We start from the raw sequence: 14,930 nt of genomic DNA, 5'->3' as shown, positions 1-14,930 counted from the left end.
TTGCTGAAGGCGCATGAGTCTCGTTGCCGACCGCAATGAAAGCATATATGCTATCACAAATGGTTCGGCTGGTGGTGGACACCAATGTCTTTGTGGCCGCATTGCGATCCGAGGGGGGCGCCTCCCGCGAAGTCTTGCGGCGTGCCCTGTCCGGCCATTATACGCCTCTGTTCGGCAACGCCTTGTGGTCGGAATATGAGGATGTGCTGGGGCGACCCCTCTGGACGCCCGTGACGACCGCGGCGGAGCGCCGCGTCGTCGTCGCCGCTTTTGCGCATCAAGGGCAGTGGGTTTCAGTCTATTATGGATGGCGGCCGAATCTCCGCGATGAGGGCGATAATCACCTCATCGAGTTGGCGGTGGCCGGGAATGCCGCCGCGGTCGTCACACATAACGTCGGGGACATGCGTAGCGGAGAGATGGTCTTCCCGGACTTGCGCATCATCACGCCCGCGGAATGTTTGGAGGTCTTTCCATGAGTACACTGACCATACGAATGTCAGATGACAAGGCGGAGCGTCTGAAGGCCTTGGCCCAAAGCCGCGGCACGAGCATGAACAAGCTCTTCGAGGAATGGGCGACGCAGGCGTTGGCGGCTTGGGACGTCGAGCGACGCTTTCGCCTGCTCGCGGCCGAAGGCGACGTCGAAGCCGCACGGCGCGTGCTAGATAGGTTGGACGCTAAAACCAGAGAGGCGTAAGGCGGGCACGGAGGCACGCCCCATAGGTAGAGGCGGACGGGCACCGCGAAGGTGGTCAGGCGAATCAGAGCAACACGTTTCACGCCATCAGCCGCAATGGCTTCCGGATGACCTCGGTGCCTTTCAGTTCCTCTTCCGCCAGGAGACGGTTGGCCTCCAAAACCATGGTGCCCGCCTCATGTGTAATAGAAAACTCATGGTCACTACTCATATTTATCTCCGTATAGATGCCGATCACGCGCTTTCTTTCGCTGCCGCCCTGCCAAGCCCAGCATTCAACGTTAGGTTTTGCTGTCAAAGGCACCGGACCGCTATGGCGGGCCCGTGCGGCTCAATCGGCGTAAGTCCAGATACCCTGCTAGCGCCTGCTTGCGAGTTGCCAGCGTGCTACGATCACTAGGTCGGGCTTACATTCGCTTGTTCTGACGCAAGAATAAAGGAATCTGGAATGGATACGTCATCGGACAACCGCGAGTCGATCTCTGACCCGCCACTGGCAAGAGCTCTAAATCAAAGCGAGAATGTGAAGAAAGTCGAGAATTGCGCCCACGATCTCTCCTCAGTTAATCTGATTCTGAAAGAAGAACTAGTCGAGTATTCCCCCGTAGGAGAGATTCGTAAGGCCTTAGTGCAAAGCGAACATGTAGAAGACAAAGTTCAGGAATGCGCCGATGAGCTCCATGTCGTCAACGCGTCTCTGGCAGAAGAGGTAGTCGAACGGGAAAATCTCGAAAAGCAGTTGAGCGATAGCGAGGCCTTAGAAAAACGGCTATATCCGGATCTCCCCACCAATAAAACCCGCAGATTCCCTAGCCTCATAGTGTTTTCCTCTGCCCTCACAGCGTACGCAAATCGGAAGGAATGTGCGCAGGGATATCGAGGTCTCCGATCGTAAGGAAGATCAGGTCAGCGAAGGGCTCCAAACCGCGGAATCCCGAGGCCCGGTTCTTCACGATCTTGAGTAGACGGTTGATGCCTTCGCCCACGGCATTGGTGAGCGGGCGTTCAATGAAGGAGAGGATATTGTCGAAGTGGTTCCGTACGGTGGTCACAAAGGTCTTGAGCGAGGGCAGCCGGCTTCTCAAGGCCGCGGTCATCCAGCGCTTCAAGAACTGCCTCGCCGCACCGGGATATGTGAAATGCCAGATGCGCTCGAACTCATCCTTCAAGACCCAAGCGCGATGGATGCGCCGGTTGGAGGTGCGTAGCGCGTTTAAGAAGCGCGACTGTTTCTTGGAGCGATTGCGTGCATGCATCCCGAGCATCCACCGCAGCCCCTTGATGGCCTGACGCCCCCGCTTATCCAGTCCCCGCCACTCGTCTTTCCGGACGGCATCAAGCGCCTCGTTCAAGGCCTTCACCACATGAAAGCGATCGATCACGAGGGTGGCGTTCGGGCAGTGGTGTTGAATGGCCCCAGTGTAGGCGCGGCCCCTGTCGCAGCTGGCCCAGCGAATGCGCTGCTTCTGGCCATCCGATAACTGTTCGTTGAAGAACCGGTCGATGGTCTCGCGCCCCAAACCCCGCCCCACCCACACGACGTGCGAACGGTCCAAATCATAGATGCGCTGCTTCTGGCCATCCGATAACTGTTCGTTGAAGAACCGGTCGATGGTCTCGCGCCCCAAACCCCGCCCCACCCACACGACGTGCGAACGGTCCAAATCATAGATTATCGTGGCCTATTTCCGGCCTTTGCAATACGCGATCTCATCGGCTCCGAGGGTCACCAAGCCCCGGATCGTGTGGCCCGTGCGCACCCGGGTGATGACCCGGTGCAGACAGTTAGAGAGCGTCGATGTCTCATCGGCTCCGAGGGTCACCAAGCCCCGGATCGTGTGGCCCGTGCGCACCCGGGTGATGACCCGGTGCAGACAGTTAGAGAGCGTCGATGGGGCCATCTTCAGTATGGCGGCCGCGGCCTTTTGCGTCATGATCTGGCAGAGCGCGCAGATCCGAAACTCCAGGCGATAGGTGATGCGGGCATAAGGGGCGGCCCAGGGGATTTTCTCCTGCACGAGCCCATGGGTCGGGCAGAGGATCTCCTTGGGGGCATACCAGAACAGGGTCTTGCGGCCCAAGATCGCTACGTCCTCCCAGGATCGGGCCTCCTGGGCCTGGCGCACGATTGGGCAGCGGCGCTCACACACTGGGCAGCGGCAACCGTTTTTGAAGGGCTTGACCCAGAGATGGCGTTCCGTATCGCGTTGTTGGAATGAGAAGGCGGTGATTTTTAGGTCTTTCAGGCGGTGTATTTTCGCCAGCAACGTCAGGCGGCTCTGGGTTTCCTCTCTTTGTCGATGACTGGTCAACAACTGAGAGGAGACCTGTGTTTACCCTCCATTGCAAGCCCTTGTACGCCCCGACAGATATCACCCCACCTAACGCCTATCCCACCCTGGCCCGTTTACGCCGCCACACCCATCAGCCCTGCCTGATTATCAAGTCGATACCGTGGGGAAAGTCGGATAGAGCCAGAAAAACACAATCGTTACCTTGCTTATCACGACACCGCCACCGGGCTCGCTAATAGGGCACTATTTAACGACAGATTGGAGTACGCCTTAGTTCAAACCGAGCGCCATTCGTGGTCCTTGGCATTAATGTTTATAGACATTGATAAATTTAAGCTGATAAACGACACATACGGCCACGAGACCGGAGACCGAGTCTTAAGGAGCGTCGGGCACGCGCTCCAGCTGTGCGCGAGGGAAGAAGACACTGTCAGTCGTATTGGAGGAGACGAGTTTTGATCTTCCCGGGCCCGCGTGAGATCGCGCACCGCCTCTTGTTCCGGTCCCGGGACCCACACGGCGGTGAGCTCACCGGCGCGATGCAGGCGGGCGAGCGATTCACTGTCCCGGCGGTCGGTCTTCACCCGGTCCCCGGGCTTTACGGGGATCAGCGAGGGCGCCACCACCGCACAGGCATGGCCCAGATGGGTCAGCTGACGAAAGATCCCGTAGCCGCAGCGACCGGCCTTGGTGCAGAACGACAGGACCTCCCCCTGGGGGCTTAGCTTCCTCACGAGTTTGGCCACCGCCTCCGGGGTGTTGGCGATCTCCCCGTAATAGCGGGGCTTACTCTGGCCGGCCTCGGCGATGGCGACCGCTATGGTGTCTTTGTGTGTATCCAGCCCTACGTACTTGCTACACTTCGTCATGACCTGCCCCCTCAATGGTGGCTCTGAGTTGATGGGGGTTTACCCGACCGTAAGCTTAACCCACGTCGCTTGAGGTCGGGCAGGTCAATACATCTATTGTGAAAAGTGTGAGAACTTCCCACGATATCAGAGGATCGCCGGCCTTTCCTACATCTGGACTGTCTCAAGCTCAAACAGGGGCCGTTCTCTCGGTCACCCAAAAAGAACCCGGGGTATGTTGCGTGGCTCAAGCCTTAAAAAGCGACCGACGTTACAGAAGGAACCAGGAAAATCTTCTCGTGAGGCAAGAAACCCCCGCACCAACCGCGTAAGCGGCTTGGCGGCGGGAGAGTGCATGAAGCGCTTACGTCAGTGACTGACACCTCTCGCCGGGTCCCCCAACCGTTGGGCGATCTCATCGTTGCCACCCCCCCCGCTCGCCGCCATCAGAATCATCTTGGCGCGCACGACCTCGAAATACGGCAACGTATATTTCCCGGATCTCCTATGCCATTCACCCACCTCTTCTGCAGATAGGACTATCCGGAATGGACTTTCCCTTGGCATGGGCGAATCGTCGTTGGCGACTCGCGTCAAGATGCCACACTCAATATTTCATCCGCAATATAATACGTACGCATATTTATGGAATTGACTACTTTTGTCATCCTCACCCCAGGTACCGCAACCAGAGCCCGAGCGCGACAAGCGTCGTCAACAAGACCGGCGGCGCCATGATCAGCCCGGCGCGCATATAGGTCTGCCACGAAATGGTCTGCCCGTCATCCTCACCCCAGGTACCGCAACCAGAGCCCGAGCGCGACAAGCGTCGTCAACAAGACCGGCGGCGCCATGATCAGCCCGGCGCGCATATAGGTCTGCCACGAAATGGTCTGCCCCTTGCGCGCCAGTACGTGCAGCCAGAGCAGCGTGGCGAGACTCCCGAGCGGCGTGAACTTCGGCCCGATATCACAGCCGACCACATTGGCGTAGATCATCGCCTCGCGCGTGGCCGCCGGAACGGCAACGACATCGTGGATGGCAAGCGAACCCACGAGTACGGTCGGCATATTGTTCATGATCGCCGACAGGATGGCGGTCACAAAACCGGTCCCTATGGTCGCCATCATGAGCCCGTGGGCCGCGAACCCTTGAAGCAGTCGCGCGAGCCATGCCGTGAGCCCGGCATCGCGCAGACCATAGACGACGAGATACATGCCGAGACTGAACACGACGATCTGCCACGGGGCCTCGCGGGGCCGCGAACCCTTGAAGCAGTCGCGCGAGCCATGCCGTGAGCCCGGCATCGCGCAGACCATAGACGACGAGATACATGCCGAGACTGAACACGACGATCTGCCACGGGGCCTCGCGTAGCACGCGCGCGACCGGCACCACGGCCCCCCTCCCCGCCCGCCAGACACGCGCTGCCACCAGCAAAAGGATCGATGCCGCAAGCCCCGTGAGCAGCGATACCGGGACCCGCAGGCGCCCGGCCAGAAAATAGCTGCCGAGCAACAGGGCGAGCACCGGCCACGACAAGCGAAAGAGCAGCGGGTCCTTGATCGCGGTCGCCGGGGCCTCGAGTCGACTGACATCGTAGGTCCGCGGGATATCACGCCGGAAGTACAACCACAGCATGGCAAATGTCGCGAGGCCGGCCACTATATCCACGGGCACCATGACCATCGCATAGCGCCGAAACGGGATAGCGAAGAAATCGGCCGACACGATATTGACGAGATTGGAGATCACCAAAGGCAGCGAGGTCGTGTCGGCGATGAAACCCGTGCCCATCACGAACGCGAGCGCGGCGACCGGAGAAAACCCAAGAGCCACCAGCATGGCCAGCACGATGGGCGTCAATATGAGCGCCGCGCCGTCGTTGGCGAAGAACGCGGCGACCAGGGTCCCCAGAAGAATGATGAGTGGAAAGAGCCGCCGGCCGCGCCCGCCGCCGGCACGCGCCATGTGCAAGGCCGCCCAATGGAAAAATCCGGCCTCGTCTAGCAACAGCGAGATGATGATGAGCCCCACGAAGGTCAGCGTTGCGTTCCAGACGATGTCCCACACCGCAGGAATGTTCTGGACGTGCACCACGCCGAGCGCCAAAGCCACGACCGCGCCTATGGTCGCGCCCCAGCCGATACCGAGCCCTCTGGGTTGTACAATCACCAAAAAGAGCGTGAACACGAAGACCGCCACCGCCAATACCATTCCCATCCCTCCCTACGCGGCGCAATCGCCCACGATTTTTCTTAGGTGCTCCCGCGGGACCCCGGCAGGGCGACCACGGTAGGGACACAACAGGACCGGCTCGCATAGGCACCGGCGAACACCTGCGCCTCGCCCATCGTGCGCAACGCCTCCCACGGGATACCCTGGGGATCGAAGACCCAAACCTTGTCGGATTGCGCGTAGCAACACTCGCCCACCCCGCCGGCCACGACCGGCGCCCCCCACCGTCCCAAGCGCCCCTCCAGCACCGCCGACCCCTCGTCGGCCTCGACCTGAATCCCGCGATGATGGAGACCGGGCGCCGCACTGTGGGTGGAGATCGCGAAGTGGACCCGCGGGTCGCCCAGCCGCCGTTTCGCATAGTCGGGCTTCAACACCGTTGGCGGACCGGCAAAGAGCCCGGCATAGAGCGCCACGCTCGCTGGGAGGTCGGCTACCGTCAGGCATTCGGGTCATGTTTTGCGCCTTATTGTCGATTGTCGGCATCGCAACAGGCTGGGGCGAACTGCCGCAGCGCCTGCAAGCGCCGTGCGTCCAGGCCGAACACGTCGCCGCCCGGGGCCTTGCGCAGGGCGACGATGACCGCCGCCACCCACGGCGCAAGGTCTGGGTGCCGCCGGTAGTACACCCAGGTACCGCGCTTGCGCGCTGCTACGAGTTCAGCGGCGCGCATCACCGCGAGGTGGCGCGAGACAACCGCCTGCGGCAGACCCAAGGCCGCGGTAAGATTACACACGCAAAGCTCCCCGAAGGCCTCGAGGAGCATGAGGAGGCGCCGCCGGGTGGCGTGGCTCAATATCGAAAAAAAGTCGTCCTCGGTCGTCACGCGCCCATTATATTCCAGATTCGATATATATGCGCAAGCATATATAGTGTCTGACCGAAAATACCCGTTTTTTTTAAAAACGGGTGACCCCTCGCCGATGAGAGAAGCCTGATCGTTACCGAATAGCGCTGACGGCCTCCCATTCTTCCACAGAAACGGAATGGGGATAATGGAATCATGTCATTCCCCTGATCAGAGAGCGAGCGTACCCCGTATCTTCGCTTTAGCTCTTGCCTATGGCGTCAGGCTGCTCTGCGTTGCGGTTCCGGTATTGGCGTTTTCTTGCGGGCGCTTCGCTCGCGAACCACGACCCCTAGGCGATGGATATTGCGCGCCAGTACCGCTAACGCCACGTAGCGCTGGAATCCCGCCATGCCGTGATCCGGGCACCTATCCAGCCCACAATGCTCTAAGCCGTTGATGGCCGATTCGACCGCGGAATGCTGGTGCCGGGCCCGGACAAATGCCGGGGCCGTTTCGCGCTCGCGATCGGCGACCGAGTGCCGGCCTTTTTTGGGCAAGGCCACCAGGTCCAATCGCGCTTCCAACGCCTGACGATTCGCCGGACTGTGGAAGCCTTTATCAAAGCTGACACTCCGCAGCGTCGGAAAGCGCGCTTGGGCGCAGTCGACCATGCTGACGGCACTCTGGTCGTCTGTCTGTTTTGCCATAACCTGATGATGGAGAATGAAACGATGCTGGTCTTCGAGAACGCAGACCCGCACGCCCAGCTCGACCGGAACGCCGGCTTTGCCTTTGCTGATCCATTCCGTGTGCGGCTCGAAGATCGAGAAGACCTTCTCGTTATGGGGAATCTTTTCGCCGGCCAGCACCCGCCGCCGAATCGGGTCGATCTGACGTTCGGCATGCGCCCTATAGCCGTCCAGTGATGCGATCTGCGCCACGTCACACAGGGATACGCCCGGCATGGCGAGAACCTCGACCCGCGTCTGATGGGCACGCTGCAGATAACCCAAGGCCTCTTCCAGGTAGCTCTTGTGGGCGCAGCGAATCTCTTGTTGCTTCGCTGCGCGCAGACTTTCGTCTTTCGACGTGGAGTGCTTGAGCTTCTGTATGGTGCGGTACGACTTTTTGAAGTGACGCAGGTTGAATGCGCTTTGACGCCACCCTTTCAGGGCATGTGTGTTGCTGATCTGCGCGCAGCATCCGATGGTTTTGCGAATCGCGTCGTACAGCAGGTTGATATCGGTGGGAAAATGCACGTCCGTTTCGACAACAAAAGAGTCACAGCGCCCTGTGAGGACGTCTTCTGGACTTTTTTTACCCAGGGTATGGCCGGCGCGCACCACGGCGTCGTTGATCCGCCCGAGGAGTTCCGGCGTGAAGAGGCGCAGGTTATCCTTCAGTGTCTGCAGTTCGTAGGTGTGTTTATCGTACCAGTCGGCGTGCCCCAACATCTGCCGTAGCGTGTTGTGCTGATTGGCCAGTTCCTGGAGTCGGTCGTAGTCGGCATCGAGTCCCAGACGGACGACACCCAATACCAGGATCTTCCACTGTTCCATGCCCGGTCGCCCCAGAGTGTGGCTCGCCTTTTTCCCGTCGACATGACGGGGAATGATATCTTGCAGTATCGCAAATACCTCATCTCGGAGCCCCGGGGTCTTATAGATGTACTGCAGTCCCACGAGCAGCTTCGGGATATCATCCCGCGATTTCAGATCCAGCACGATGTCTCCAATCGGCCACTCTCCCAGACTCGCTTGTGTGTTTATGACATTCCGCATGGGTCTATCCTGGCATTGAAGTGTGTCGAGAAATCGGCCGCTTGGGGAGGAAAGGCTCATTTTCCCCGTGCTCGTTTAAGAAAAGTACCCTTAATAATCAACGTGATACAAAATCCACACCCAAAGCCTAGTGAATTCGCATTACCGACTTCACTCACTGGAATGTATTGTAACATATTGATATATATATTGTTATTTAATTTCGGTCAGACACTATGTGATACAAAATCCACACCCAAAGCCTAGTGAATTCGCATTACCGACTTCACTCACTGGAATGTATTGTAACATATTGATATATATATTGTTATTTAATTTCGGTCAGACACTATATATCGATCGCGGAACCCGACACGCGGGTTGAGGGTGTCACGCGGCTCTATAGGCGATCCCGGTGTTCTCATCAGTCGCGCCGCTCCCTCCGGGCCCGGACAACAGGCCGACCGGTGCCGAACCGCTGCCAAGGCGGCTTAACAACAAAGCGGCAACCCAGCGCCAACCGCGCCCCGGAACACGGGGATATCATAGGGCTCGGGATACTCGACCGCCTCGAGATAGAGGCCGTGGGGGGGGGCGGTAATGCCGCCCGCGGCACGCTCGCAAGCGGCCAGCACTTGAGCCGCCCACGCGACCGGGCGCTCGCCCGCACCGATCGCCGCCAGCACCCCGGCGATGTTACGGACCATATGGTGGAGAAAGGCGTCGGCGTGAACCCTCATGACGATAAGCGGCCCATGGCGCTCGATGGTCAGGGAATGAACCGTACGCACGGGAGTTTTGGCCTGGCATTGCGCGGCCCGAAACGCGCTGAAATCGTGGCGACCGATGAGCGCGGCGGCGGCGGCTTCCATGCGCGCTACATCGAGCAACCGATATTCGAAGCTCATCTGATCGCGAAATAAGGCCGGGCGCGCCCGCCGATTCAACCATACATAACGGTAACGGCGTCCGCGCGCTGAGAACCGTGCATGAAAGTCATCCGGCACCACGCGCGCCCATAGCACCGCCACGTCACAGCCCAGATGGGCATTGGTGCCGCGCACGAAGGCCTCGGGACGGCGCTCGGCATCGCTATCGAAATGCACTACCTGTCCGAGCGCATGTACCCCGGTATCGGTCCTCCCGGCCGCAATCACCCGTATCGACTCGCACGCCACCTCCGCGAGCGCCCGCTCGAGGGCATCTTGCACGGTCGGCACACCGACTTGGCTTTGCCAGCCACAGAACCGGGCGCCGTTGTATTCGACGCCGAGCGCCCAGCGGGTCACGAGCCGACGGTCAGATCGATCAGGCCGCGCACGGCCTCGGGCAATACCTTGCCGCGCGTGCCGCGCGCCCCCTGGAAGCGCCTCCGATCGGCCGCCGACAAAGACACCGATTTGCGCGCACCAACCAGCACCAGGGTCTGGCCGGCCTCGCCCGCCGCCACCGCAACGAGCTTCTCGCCCTGGGCATCGAGGAGCTTCACCCCGCGGCCCTTGGGCATGAGCGGCAGATCCGTCTCGGAAAGAATAAGGAGGCGCGTGGCCGTGGCGCAAGCGATGAAGCCCCCTTGCGTCACCAGCACGGGCCTTAGAAGCGACGCCCCGGCCTCGAGCCGCACGACCGCCTTGCCGGCCTTGGCGCGTGTCTGGAGATCGGCGAGAGCGACCTTGAAGCCCTGCCCGCTGTCGGCCACCAACAGCGCCTCGTCTGTGTCCTCGCCCATCAACACGCCCTGGAACGTCACCCCGGCCCCCGGCTCCAGGGTCTTCGACAGCGGCTCCCCAAAGCCCCGTGCGGATGGCAGCTTGTGCGCGAGCACCGCGTAGCTGCGTCCGGCGCTGTCGAGAAAGATCGCCGGCTGCGTGCTCCGGCCACGCGCCGCCTGACGGAAGCCGTCACCGGTACGATACGACAGCGCCGCGCCATCCACCTCGTGGCCGCGCGCCTGGCGCACCCAGCCATTGGCCGAGAGCACCACGGTCACGGGTTCGGCGGCGAGATCACCCGCCGCGATCGCACGCGCCACCGGCCGCTCGCGCAGCGGCGAACGGCGTTCGTCACCGTAGTCCTTGGCGTCGCGCACGATCTCGTCTTTCACAAAGCGCTTCAATCGCGCCCCGGAGCCGAGCAGGCGCTCCAGGCCGGCGCGCTCCTGAGACAGCCTGTCATGTTCCTCCTTGAGCTTGATCTCCTCGAGTCTCGCGAGCTGACGCAGGCGCATCTCGAGAACCGCGTCAGCCTGGCGCTCGCTCAGGGAGAACCGTGCCATGAGCGCCTCACGGGGCTCGTCCTCGCTGCGAATGAGGCGTATGACCTCCTCGAGGTAATCAAAGATCGTGAGCAGCCCCTCGAGAATGTGCAGGCGGTCGTTGATCTTGTCGAGACGGAAGACCAGCCTCTTGCGGACCGTGTCCACACGGAATGCGAGCCACTCCGAGAGCAGCTCACGCAGACCATAGACGCGCGGCCGTCCGTCCGACCCTATGAGGTTCAGATTGACGCGATAACTCTTCTCAAGATCCGTGGTCGCAAACAGGTGACCCATGAGCGCCTCGATATCCACGCGATTCGAGCGTGGAACGATGACGAGCCGCGTCGGATTCTCGTGGTCGGATTCATCGCGCAAATCCTCCACCATCGGCAGCTTCTTGTTGCGCATCTGCTCGGCGATCTGTTCCAGTATCCGTGATCCCGACGCCTGGTAGGGCAGGGCGGTGATGACAATGGCGCCGTCCTCCTGCTCCCAGGTGGCACGGGCGCGCACAGAGCCGCTCCCGCTCCGATAGAAGGCGACGATGTCTTCGCGTGGCGTCACGATCTCGGCGCCGGTCGGATAATCAGGCCCCAATACATGCTCGCAAAGCGCCTCGACGGACGCCTTGGGATCCTCCAGAAGCCGCACGCAGGCCGCGGCAATCTCGCGCGCGTTGTGCGGCGGAATATCGGTGGCCATGCCGACGGCGATGCCGGCTGCGCCGTTTAGCAGGACATGCGGCAGGCGCGCGGGCAGGACGCGCGGTTCCTCCAGCGTGCCATCGAAATTCGGCACCCAGTCGACGGTACCCTGACCGAGCTCGGCTAACAGCATCTCGGCGAACCGCGACAGGCGCGCCTCCGTGTAGCGCATCGCCGCAAACGACTTGGGGTCGTCCGGCGACCCCCAGTTGCCCTGGCCATCCACGAGCGGGTAGCGGTAACTGAATGGCTGGGCCATGAGCACCATGGCCTCATAGCAGGCGGTATCGCCGTGGGGATGGAACTTGCCCAGGCAATCGCCGACGGTACGCGCCGACTTCTTGAACTTGGCGCCGGCAGCGAGCGCGAGCTCGGACATCGCATAGATGATGCGCCGCTGCACAGGCTTCAAGCCATCGCCGATATGAGGCAGGGCACGATCCAGGATGACGTACATCGAATAATCGAGGTAGGCCTTCTCGGTGAACGCCACGACCGGCATGTGCTCGCTCAGGAGTTCGGTCTGCTCCATTACGCCACCTCCGCCTTGTCGCCGCTCGTCTCAAGCCACCGTCTGCGGTCGGCCGCGCGCTTCTTGCCAAGCAGCATGTCAAACGAGGTGTCGGTACCATCGCCATCGGCAAGCAACAGCCGCACAAGTCGGCGTGTGTCGGGGTTCATAGTGGTCTCGCGCAATTGTACCGGGTTCATCTCGCCCAGCCCCTTGAACCGCTGCACATTGGGCTTCACGCGCGTGCGGCCGGCGGCGATCTTGTCGAGGATTCCCTGTTTTTCATTGTCGTCCAGGGCATAGTAGACATCCTTGCCGGCGTCGATCCGGTAGAGCGGCGGCATGGCCACATGCACCCGCCCGGCGGCGACCAGGGGACGGAAGTGGCGCACGAACAGCGCGCACAGCAAGGTGGCGATATGCGCGCCGTCGGAATCGGCATCGGCCAGGATACACACCTTTCCGTAACGCAGCCCCTCAAGGGAATCGACGCCGGGATCGACGCCCAGGGCGACGGCGATGTCATGGACCTCCTGGGAGGCGAGGATCTCTCCCGAATCCACCTCCCAGGTATTCAGGATCTTGCCGCGCAGGGGCATGATGGCCTGAAAGGTGCGGTCGCGTGCCTGCTTCGCGGACCCCCCCGCGGAATCCCCCTCGACCAGAAAGAGTTCGGTGCGCGCCAGATCCTGGCTCGTGCAATCCGCGAGCTTTCCCGGCAACGCCGGCCCGTTGACCGCCTTCTTGCGCTCGACCCGCTTGGCGCGCCGCTCGCGGGCCTGGGCGCACTCGATGGCGATTCTCGCGATCTCCGTGCCCTCGGCGACATGCGCGTTCAACCACAGCGCAAAACCGTCCTTCACCACCCCCGCCACGAATGATGCCGCCTCGCGCGAGGTGAGTCGCTCCTTGGTCTGACCGGAAAACTGCGGCTCCTTCAATTTCGCGGACAAGACGAATGCGATCCTCTCCCACACATCCTCGCCGGCTAGCCTGAGGCCGCGCGGTAGAAGGTTGCGAAACTCGCAGAACTCCCGCAACGCGTCGGTGAGCCCGACCCGGAAACCATTCACATGGGTGCCTTCCTGCGAGGTGGGGATGAGGTTCACATAGCTTTCGCGGATCGGTGTCGGGCCGTCCTCGCCCTGCCACACCACCGCCCACTCCACCTGCTCGCCGCCGCCGGCCGTCGCGCCAATGAAAGGCGCGGCGGGCATCGCCGGACGGTCATCAAGGGCCTCCATCAGATATTGGCCAAGCCCTTCCTCGTAATACCACTCGGCGTCATCGCCGGGGTCCTGCTCCGAACGGAATGTCACGCGCAGGCCCGGACACAACACCGCCTTGGCCTTCAGCAGATGCTTTAAGCGCGCGGGCAGAAATTTGGCGCTATCGAAATACCGGGCCTCCGGCCAGAAACGGATCGTGGTGCCGGTCTCCTTGCGCGCGACCGGCCCCGCCACCGTCAACTCGTCGACCTTGTCACCGTGCGCGAACGTCATGCGATAAAGCTTACCGGCACGCTTGACCGCGACCTCGAGACGCTCGGAAAGGGCATTGACCACCGACACCCCGACGCCGTGCAGCCCCCCGGAATACGTGTAGTTCTTTCCCGAGAACTTGCCGCCGGCGTGCAGGCGCGTGAGGATCACCTCCACGCCGCTCACCCCCTCCTCCGGGTGGACGTCGACCGGCATCCCGCGCCCGTCGTCCTCCACCGTAAGCGAGTCGTCCTTATGCAAGGTGACCACGATCCTGTGCGCATGCCCACTTATGGCCTCGTCGACGGCGTTGTCGATGACCTCCTGTGCGAGATGGTGGGGCCGATCCGTCTGCGTATACATACCCGGACGGCGCCGGACCGGCTCAAGGCCCGTCAGGACCTCGATGTCGGATGCATCATAGCGCGCCATCAGGCGAGGTCCGCGAGCAGCGCTACGCGCTGTGCCTCCGTAAGGACGGTCTCGCCCTGATAGGCGGGGTGATCCATGCCGCAGACGATCGCCGCCCCGCCGCGCGCGGTGGCGACAAGCCCGGGCGTCAGATCGAAGCGCAGAAAATGCACGGATGAGGTCTTGTCGTCGTTCTCGCGCCCCATGTCCTCGTCGGCCACCGCATACACCCGCGGCTGATCGGCGACCCGGACATAGACCCGCGTCGCCACGCCCGACAACCGCGCAAGCGCCGTGCGCCGCTCGACCACATCCTCATATTCGAGCATGAAGGTCGCCTTCCAGTTGGCGCCGTCTGGGATGAGCGGGTTATAGGCCTTCAGCTCCTCCTCGATCTCGCCGGCCTCGAAGATCTTCTCGATGCGCAGCATCTCCTGGATCTGATACTGGATCGTGAGACGGTCTTCGAAATACAAGGTGGCGTGCGCCCCTATGGCCACCTGCCGGTCGCGCTTGTGGGCCATGACGCGCGCCCGGAACGCCGGGCGCTCCTCGGCGTATTTCTCAAGAGACATCAGGTCTTTGCGTGTCAATGTCTGCATAAAGCCCTCATGTTCAGCCGGTTTAGCCATGCTCCTTGGCGACAATGCTGCCGTCCTTGAAGAGGTACTTGCGCAACTCGCGATCGAATACCGGATCATGGCGCCGGATCCACTCGAGCGCCATGGCCGCATGCTCCTTCTCCTCGTCGCGGTTGTGGGCAAGGACCCCTCGCAGCTCGGCATCCCGACAGGCGTCCACCCGCTGCTGATACCAGTCGACGGCCTCCAATTCCTCCATGAGCGAAACGATCGCCCTGTGCATCTCACGGGTCGCTTCCGTGAGCTCCGATGCCGTCTCGTGCAAGTCTTCGTGTGCCATGCCTTTGCCCTCCTT

Annotated in this window: 15 protein-coding genes and 2 pseudogenes; 3 read left to right on the top strand and 14 right to left on the bottom strand. The window is 61.5% G+C overall.

Annotated elements, in window-relative coordinates; genetic code table 11:
* Positions 1-59: 59 nt before the first annotated feature.
* Together C4901_RS03700 and C4901_RS03695 are read left to right on the top strand one after the other, a co-directional pair.
* Positions 60-479 carry a putative toxin-antitoxin system toxin component, PIN family gene (locus C4901_RS03700; protein ID WP_110136189.1) on the top strand — a complete coding sequence of 140 codons (420 nt, stop codon included), beginning with the start codon at positions 60-62 and terminating at the stop codon, positions 477-479.
* Positions 476-700, top strand: a complete 225-nt coding sequence (locus C4901_RS03695) for a ribbon-helix-helix protein, CopG family (protein WP_110136188.1) — start codon at positions 476-478, stop codon at positions 698-700. Before C4901_RS03700 ends, C4901_RS03695 begins: the two co-directional genes overlap by 4 nt.
* A gap of 79 nt (positions 701-779) precedes the next feature.
* Here the strand turns inward: C4901_RS03695 and C4901_RS17500 are convergent, their stop codons facing one another.
* From C4901_RS17500 to C4901_RS03685, 3 genes are all read right to left on the bottom strand, one after another.
* Positions 780-938, bottom strand: a complete 159-nt coding sequence (locus C4901_RS17500) for a hypothetical protein (RefSeq protein ID WP_168185529.1) — start codon at positions 936-938, stop codon at positions 780-782.
* Between the two features lie 598 nt (positions 939-1,536).
* Positions 1,537-2,364, bottom strand: a complete 828-nt coding sequence (locus C4901_RS03690) for an ISL3 family transposase (protein WP_168185528.1) — start codon at positions 2,362-2,364, stop codon at positions 1,537-1,539.
* An 18-nt stretch (positions 2,365-2,382) separates the two neighbouring features.
* Positions 2,383-3,012, bottom strand: a complete 630-nt coding sequence (locus tag C4901_RS03685) for a transposase family protein (protein WP_168185527.1) — start codon at positions 3,010-3,012, stop codon at positions 2,383-2,385.
* Between the two features lie 240 nt (positions 3,013-3,252).
* Between C4901_RS03685 and C4901_RS19115 the strand changes: the two genes are divergently transcribed.
* Positions 3,253-3,453, top strand: coding sequence for a GGDEF domain-containing protein (locus C4901_RS19115; protein ID WP_370445962.1), 201 nt, complete (start codon positions 3,253-3,255; stop codon positions 3,451-3,453).
* A 2-nt stretch (positions 3,454-3,455) separates the two neighbouring features.
* Here C4901_RS19115 and C4901_RS03675 read toward each other — a convergent pair.
* The 11 genes and pseudogenes from C4901_RS03675 to C4901_RS03620 all read right to left on the bottom strand — a co-directional run.
* A pseudogene (locus C4901_RS03675) lies at positions 3,456-3,863 on the bottom strand (transposase); the annotation flags it as partial.
* 649 nt (positions 3,864-4,512) lie between these two features.
* Positions 4,513-4,596, bottom strand: a complete 84-nt coding sequence (locus C4901_RS19110; protein WP_110136184.1) for a hypothetical protein — start codon at positions 4,594-4,596, stop codon at positions 4,513-4,515.
* Positions 4,597-4,630: 34 nt separating this feature from the next.
* A pseudogene (locus C4901_RS18820) lies at positions 4,631-6,059 on the bottom strand (arsenic transporter).
* Positions 6,060-6,100: 41 nt separating this feature from the next.
* Positions 6,101-6,496 carry a glyoxalase/bleomycin resistance/dioxygenase family protein gene (locus C4901_RS03655; protein ID WP_205736166.1) on the bottom strand — a complete coding sequence of 132 codons (396 nt, stop codon included), beginning with the start codon at positions 6,494-6,496 and terminating at the stop codon, positions 6,101-6,103.
* 50 nt (positions 6,497-6,546) lie between these two features.
* Positions 6,547-6,906: a metalloregulator ArsR/SmtB family transcription factor gene (locus tag C4901_RS03650; RefSeq protein WP_205736165.1), complete on the bottom strand. Its 360-nt coding sequence runs from the start codon at positions 6,904-6,906 to the stop codon at positions 6,547-6,549.
* A gap of 242 nt (positions 6,907-7,148) precedes the next feature.
* Entirely contained in the window at positions 7,149-8,651 is a 1,503-nt protein-coding gene (locus tag C4901_RS03645; protein ID WP_110136180.1) for an ISNCY family transposase, read from the bottom strand.
* Between the two features lie 470 nt (positions 8,652-9,121).
* Entirely contained in the window at positions 9,122-9,919 is a 798-nt protein-coding gene (gene truA, locus C4901_RS03640) for a tRNA pseudouridine(38-40) synthase TruA (protein WP_110136179.1), read from the bottom strand.
* The gene (gene parC / locus C4901_RS03635; RefSeq protein WP_110136178.1) at positions 9,916-12,123 is read right to left on the bottom strand and encodes a DNA topoisomerase IV subunit A; all 2,208 of its coding nucleotides are present in this window, start codon (positions 12,121-12,123) and stop codon (positions 9,916-9,918) included. Before parC ends, truA begins: the two co-directional genes overlap by 4 nt.
* On the bottom strand, positions 12,123-14,015 hold the full coding sequence (parE, locus tag C4901_RS03630) for a DNA topoisomerase IV subunit B (protein WP_304529291.1): 1,893 nt from the start codon (positions 14,013-14,015) through the stop codon (positions 12,123-12,125). Before parE ends, parC begins: the two co-directional genes overlap by 1 nt.
* Positions 14,015-14,596, bottom strand: a complete 582-nt coding sequence (locus tag C4901_RS03625; protein ID WP_110136176.1) for a DUF3501 family protein — start codon at positions 14,594-14,596, stop codon at positions 14,015-14,017. The genes parE and C4901_RS03625 overlap by 1 nt, the downstream gene beginning before the upstream one ends.
* Before the next feature lie 22 nt (positions 14,597-14,618).
* Positions 14,619-14,915, bottom strand: coding sequence for an encapsulin-associated ferritin-like protein (locus tag C4901_RS03620; protein ID WP_110136175.1), 297 nt, complete (start codon positions 14,913-14,915; stop codon positions 14,619-14,621).
* Between the last annotated feature and the right edge of the window lie 15 nt (positions 14,916-14,930).

This window comes from Acidiferrobacter sp. SPIII_3, assembly GCF_003184265.1.
Classification (GTDB): Bacteria; Pseudomonadota; Gammaproteobacteria; order Acidiferrobacterales; family Acidiferrobacteraceae; genus Acidiferrobacter.
The sequence above is the reverse complement of the archived record's forward strand: the minus strand, read 5'-3'. Positions and strand labels throughout refer to the sequence as shown.

Excerpts from the sequence above, each read along its gene's own strand:
- C4901_RS03700 (WP_110136189.1), top strand. The coding sequence starts at position 60 with ATGGTTCGGCTGGTGGTGGACACCAATGTCTTTGTGGCCGCATTGCGA.
- C4901_RS03695 (WP_110136188.1), top strand. The coding sequence starts at position 476 with ATGAGTACACTGACCATACGAATGTCAGATGACAAGGCGGAGCGTCTG.
- C4901_RS19110 (WP_110136184.1), bottom strand. The coding sequence starts at position 4,596 with ATGCGCGCCGGGCTGATCATGGCGCCGCCGGTCTTGTTGACGACGCTT.
- C4901_RS03645 (WP_110136180.1), bottom strand. The coding sequence starts at position 8,651 with ATGCGGAATGTCATAAACACACAAGCGAGTCTGGGAGAGTGGCCGATT.
- parC (WP_110136178.1), bottom strand. The coding sequence starts at position 12,123 with ATGGAGCAGACCGAACTCCTGAGCGAGCACATGCCGGTCGTGGCGTTC.
- parE (WP_304529291.1), bottom strand. The coding sequence starts at position 14,015 with ATGGCGCGCTATGATGCATCCGACATCGAGGTCCTGACGGGCCTTGAG.
- C4901_RS03625 (WP_110136176.1), bottom strand. The coding sequence starts at position 14,596 with ATGCAGACATTGACACGCAAAGACCTGATGTCTCTTGAGAAATACGCC.
- C4901_RS03620 (WP_110136175.1), bottom strand. The coding sequence starts at position 14,915 with ATGGCACACGAAGACTTGCACGAGACGGCATCGGAGCTCACGGAAGCG.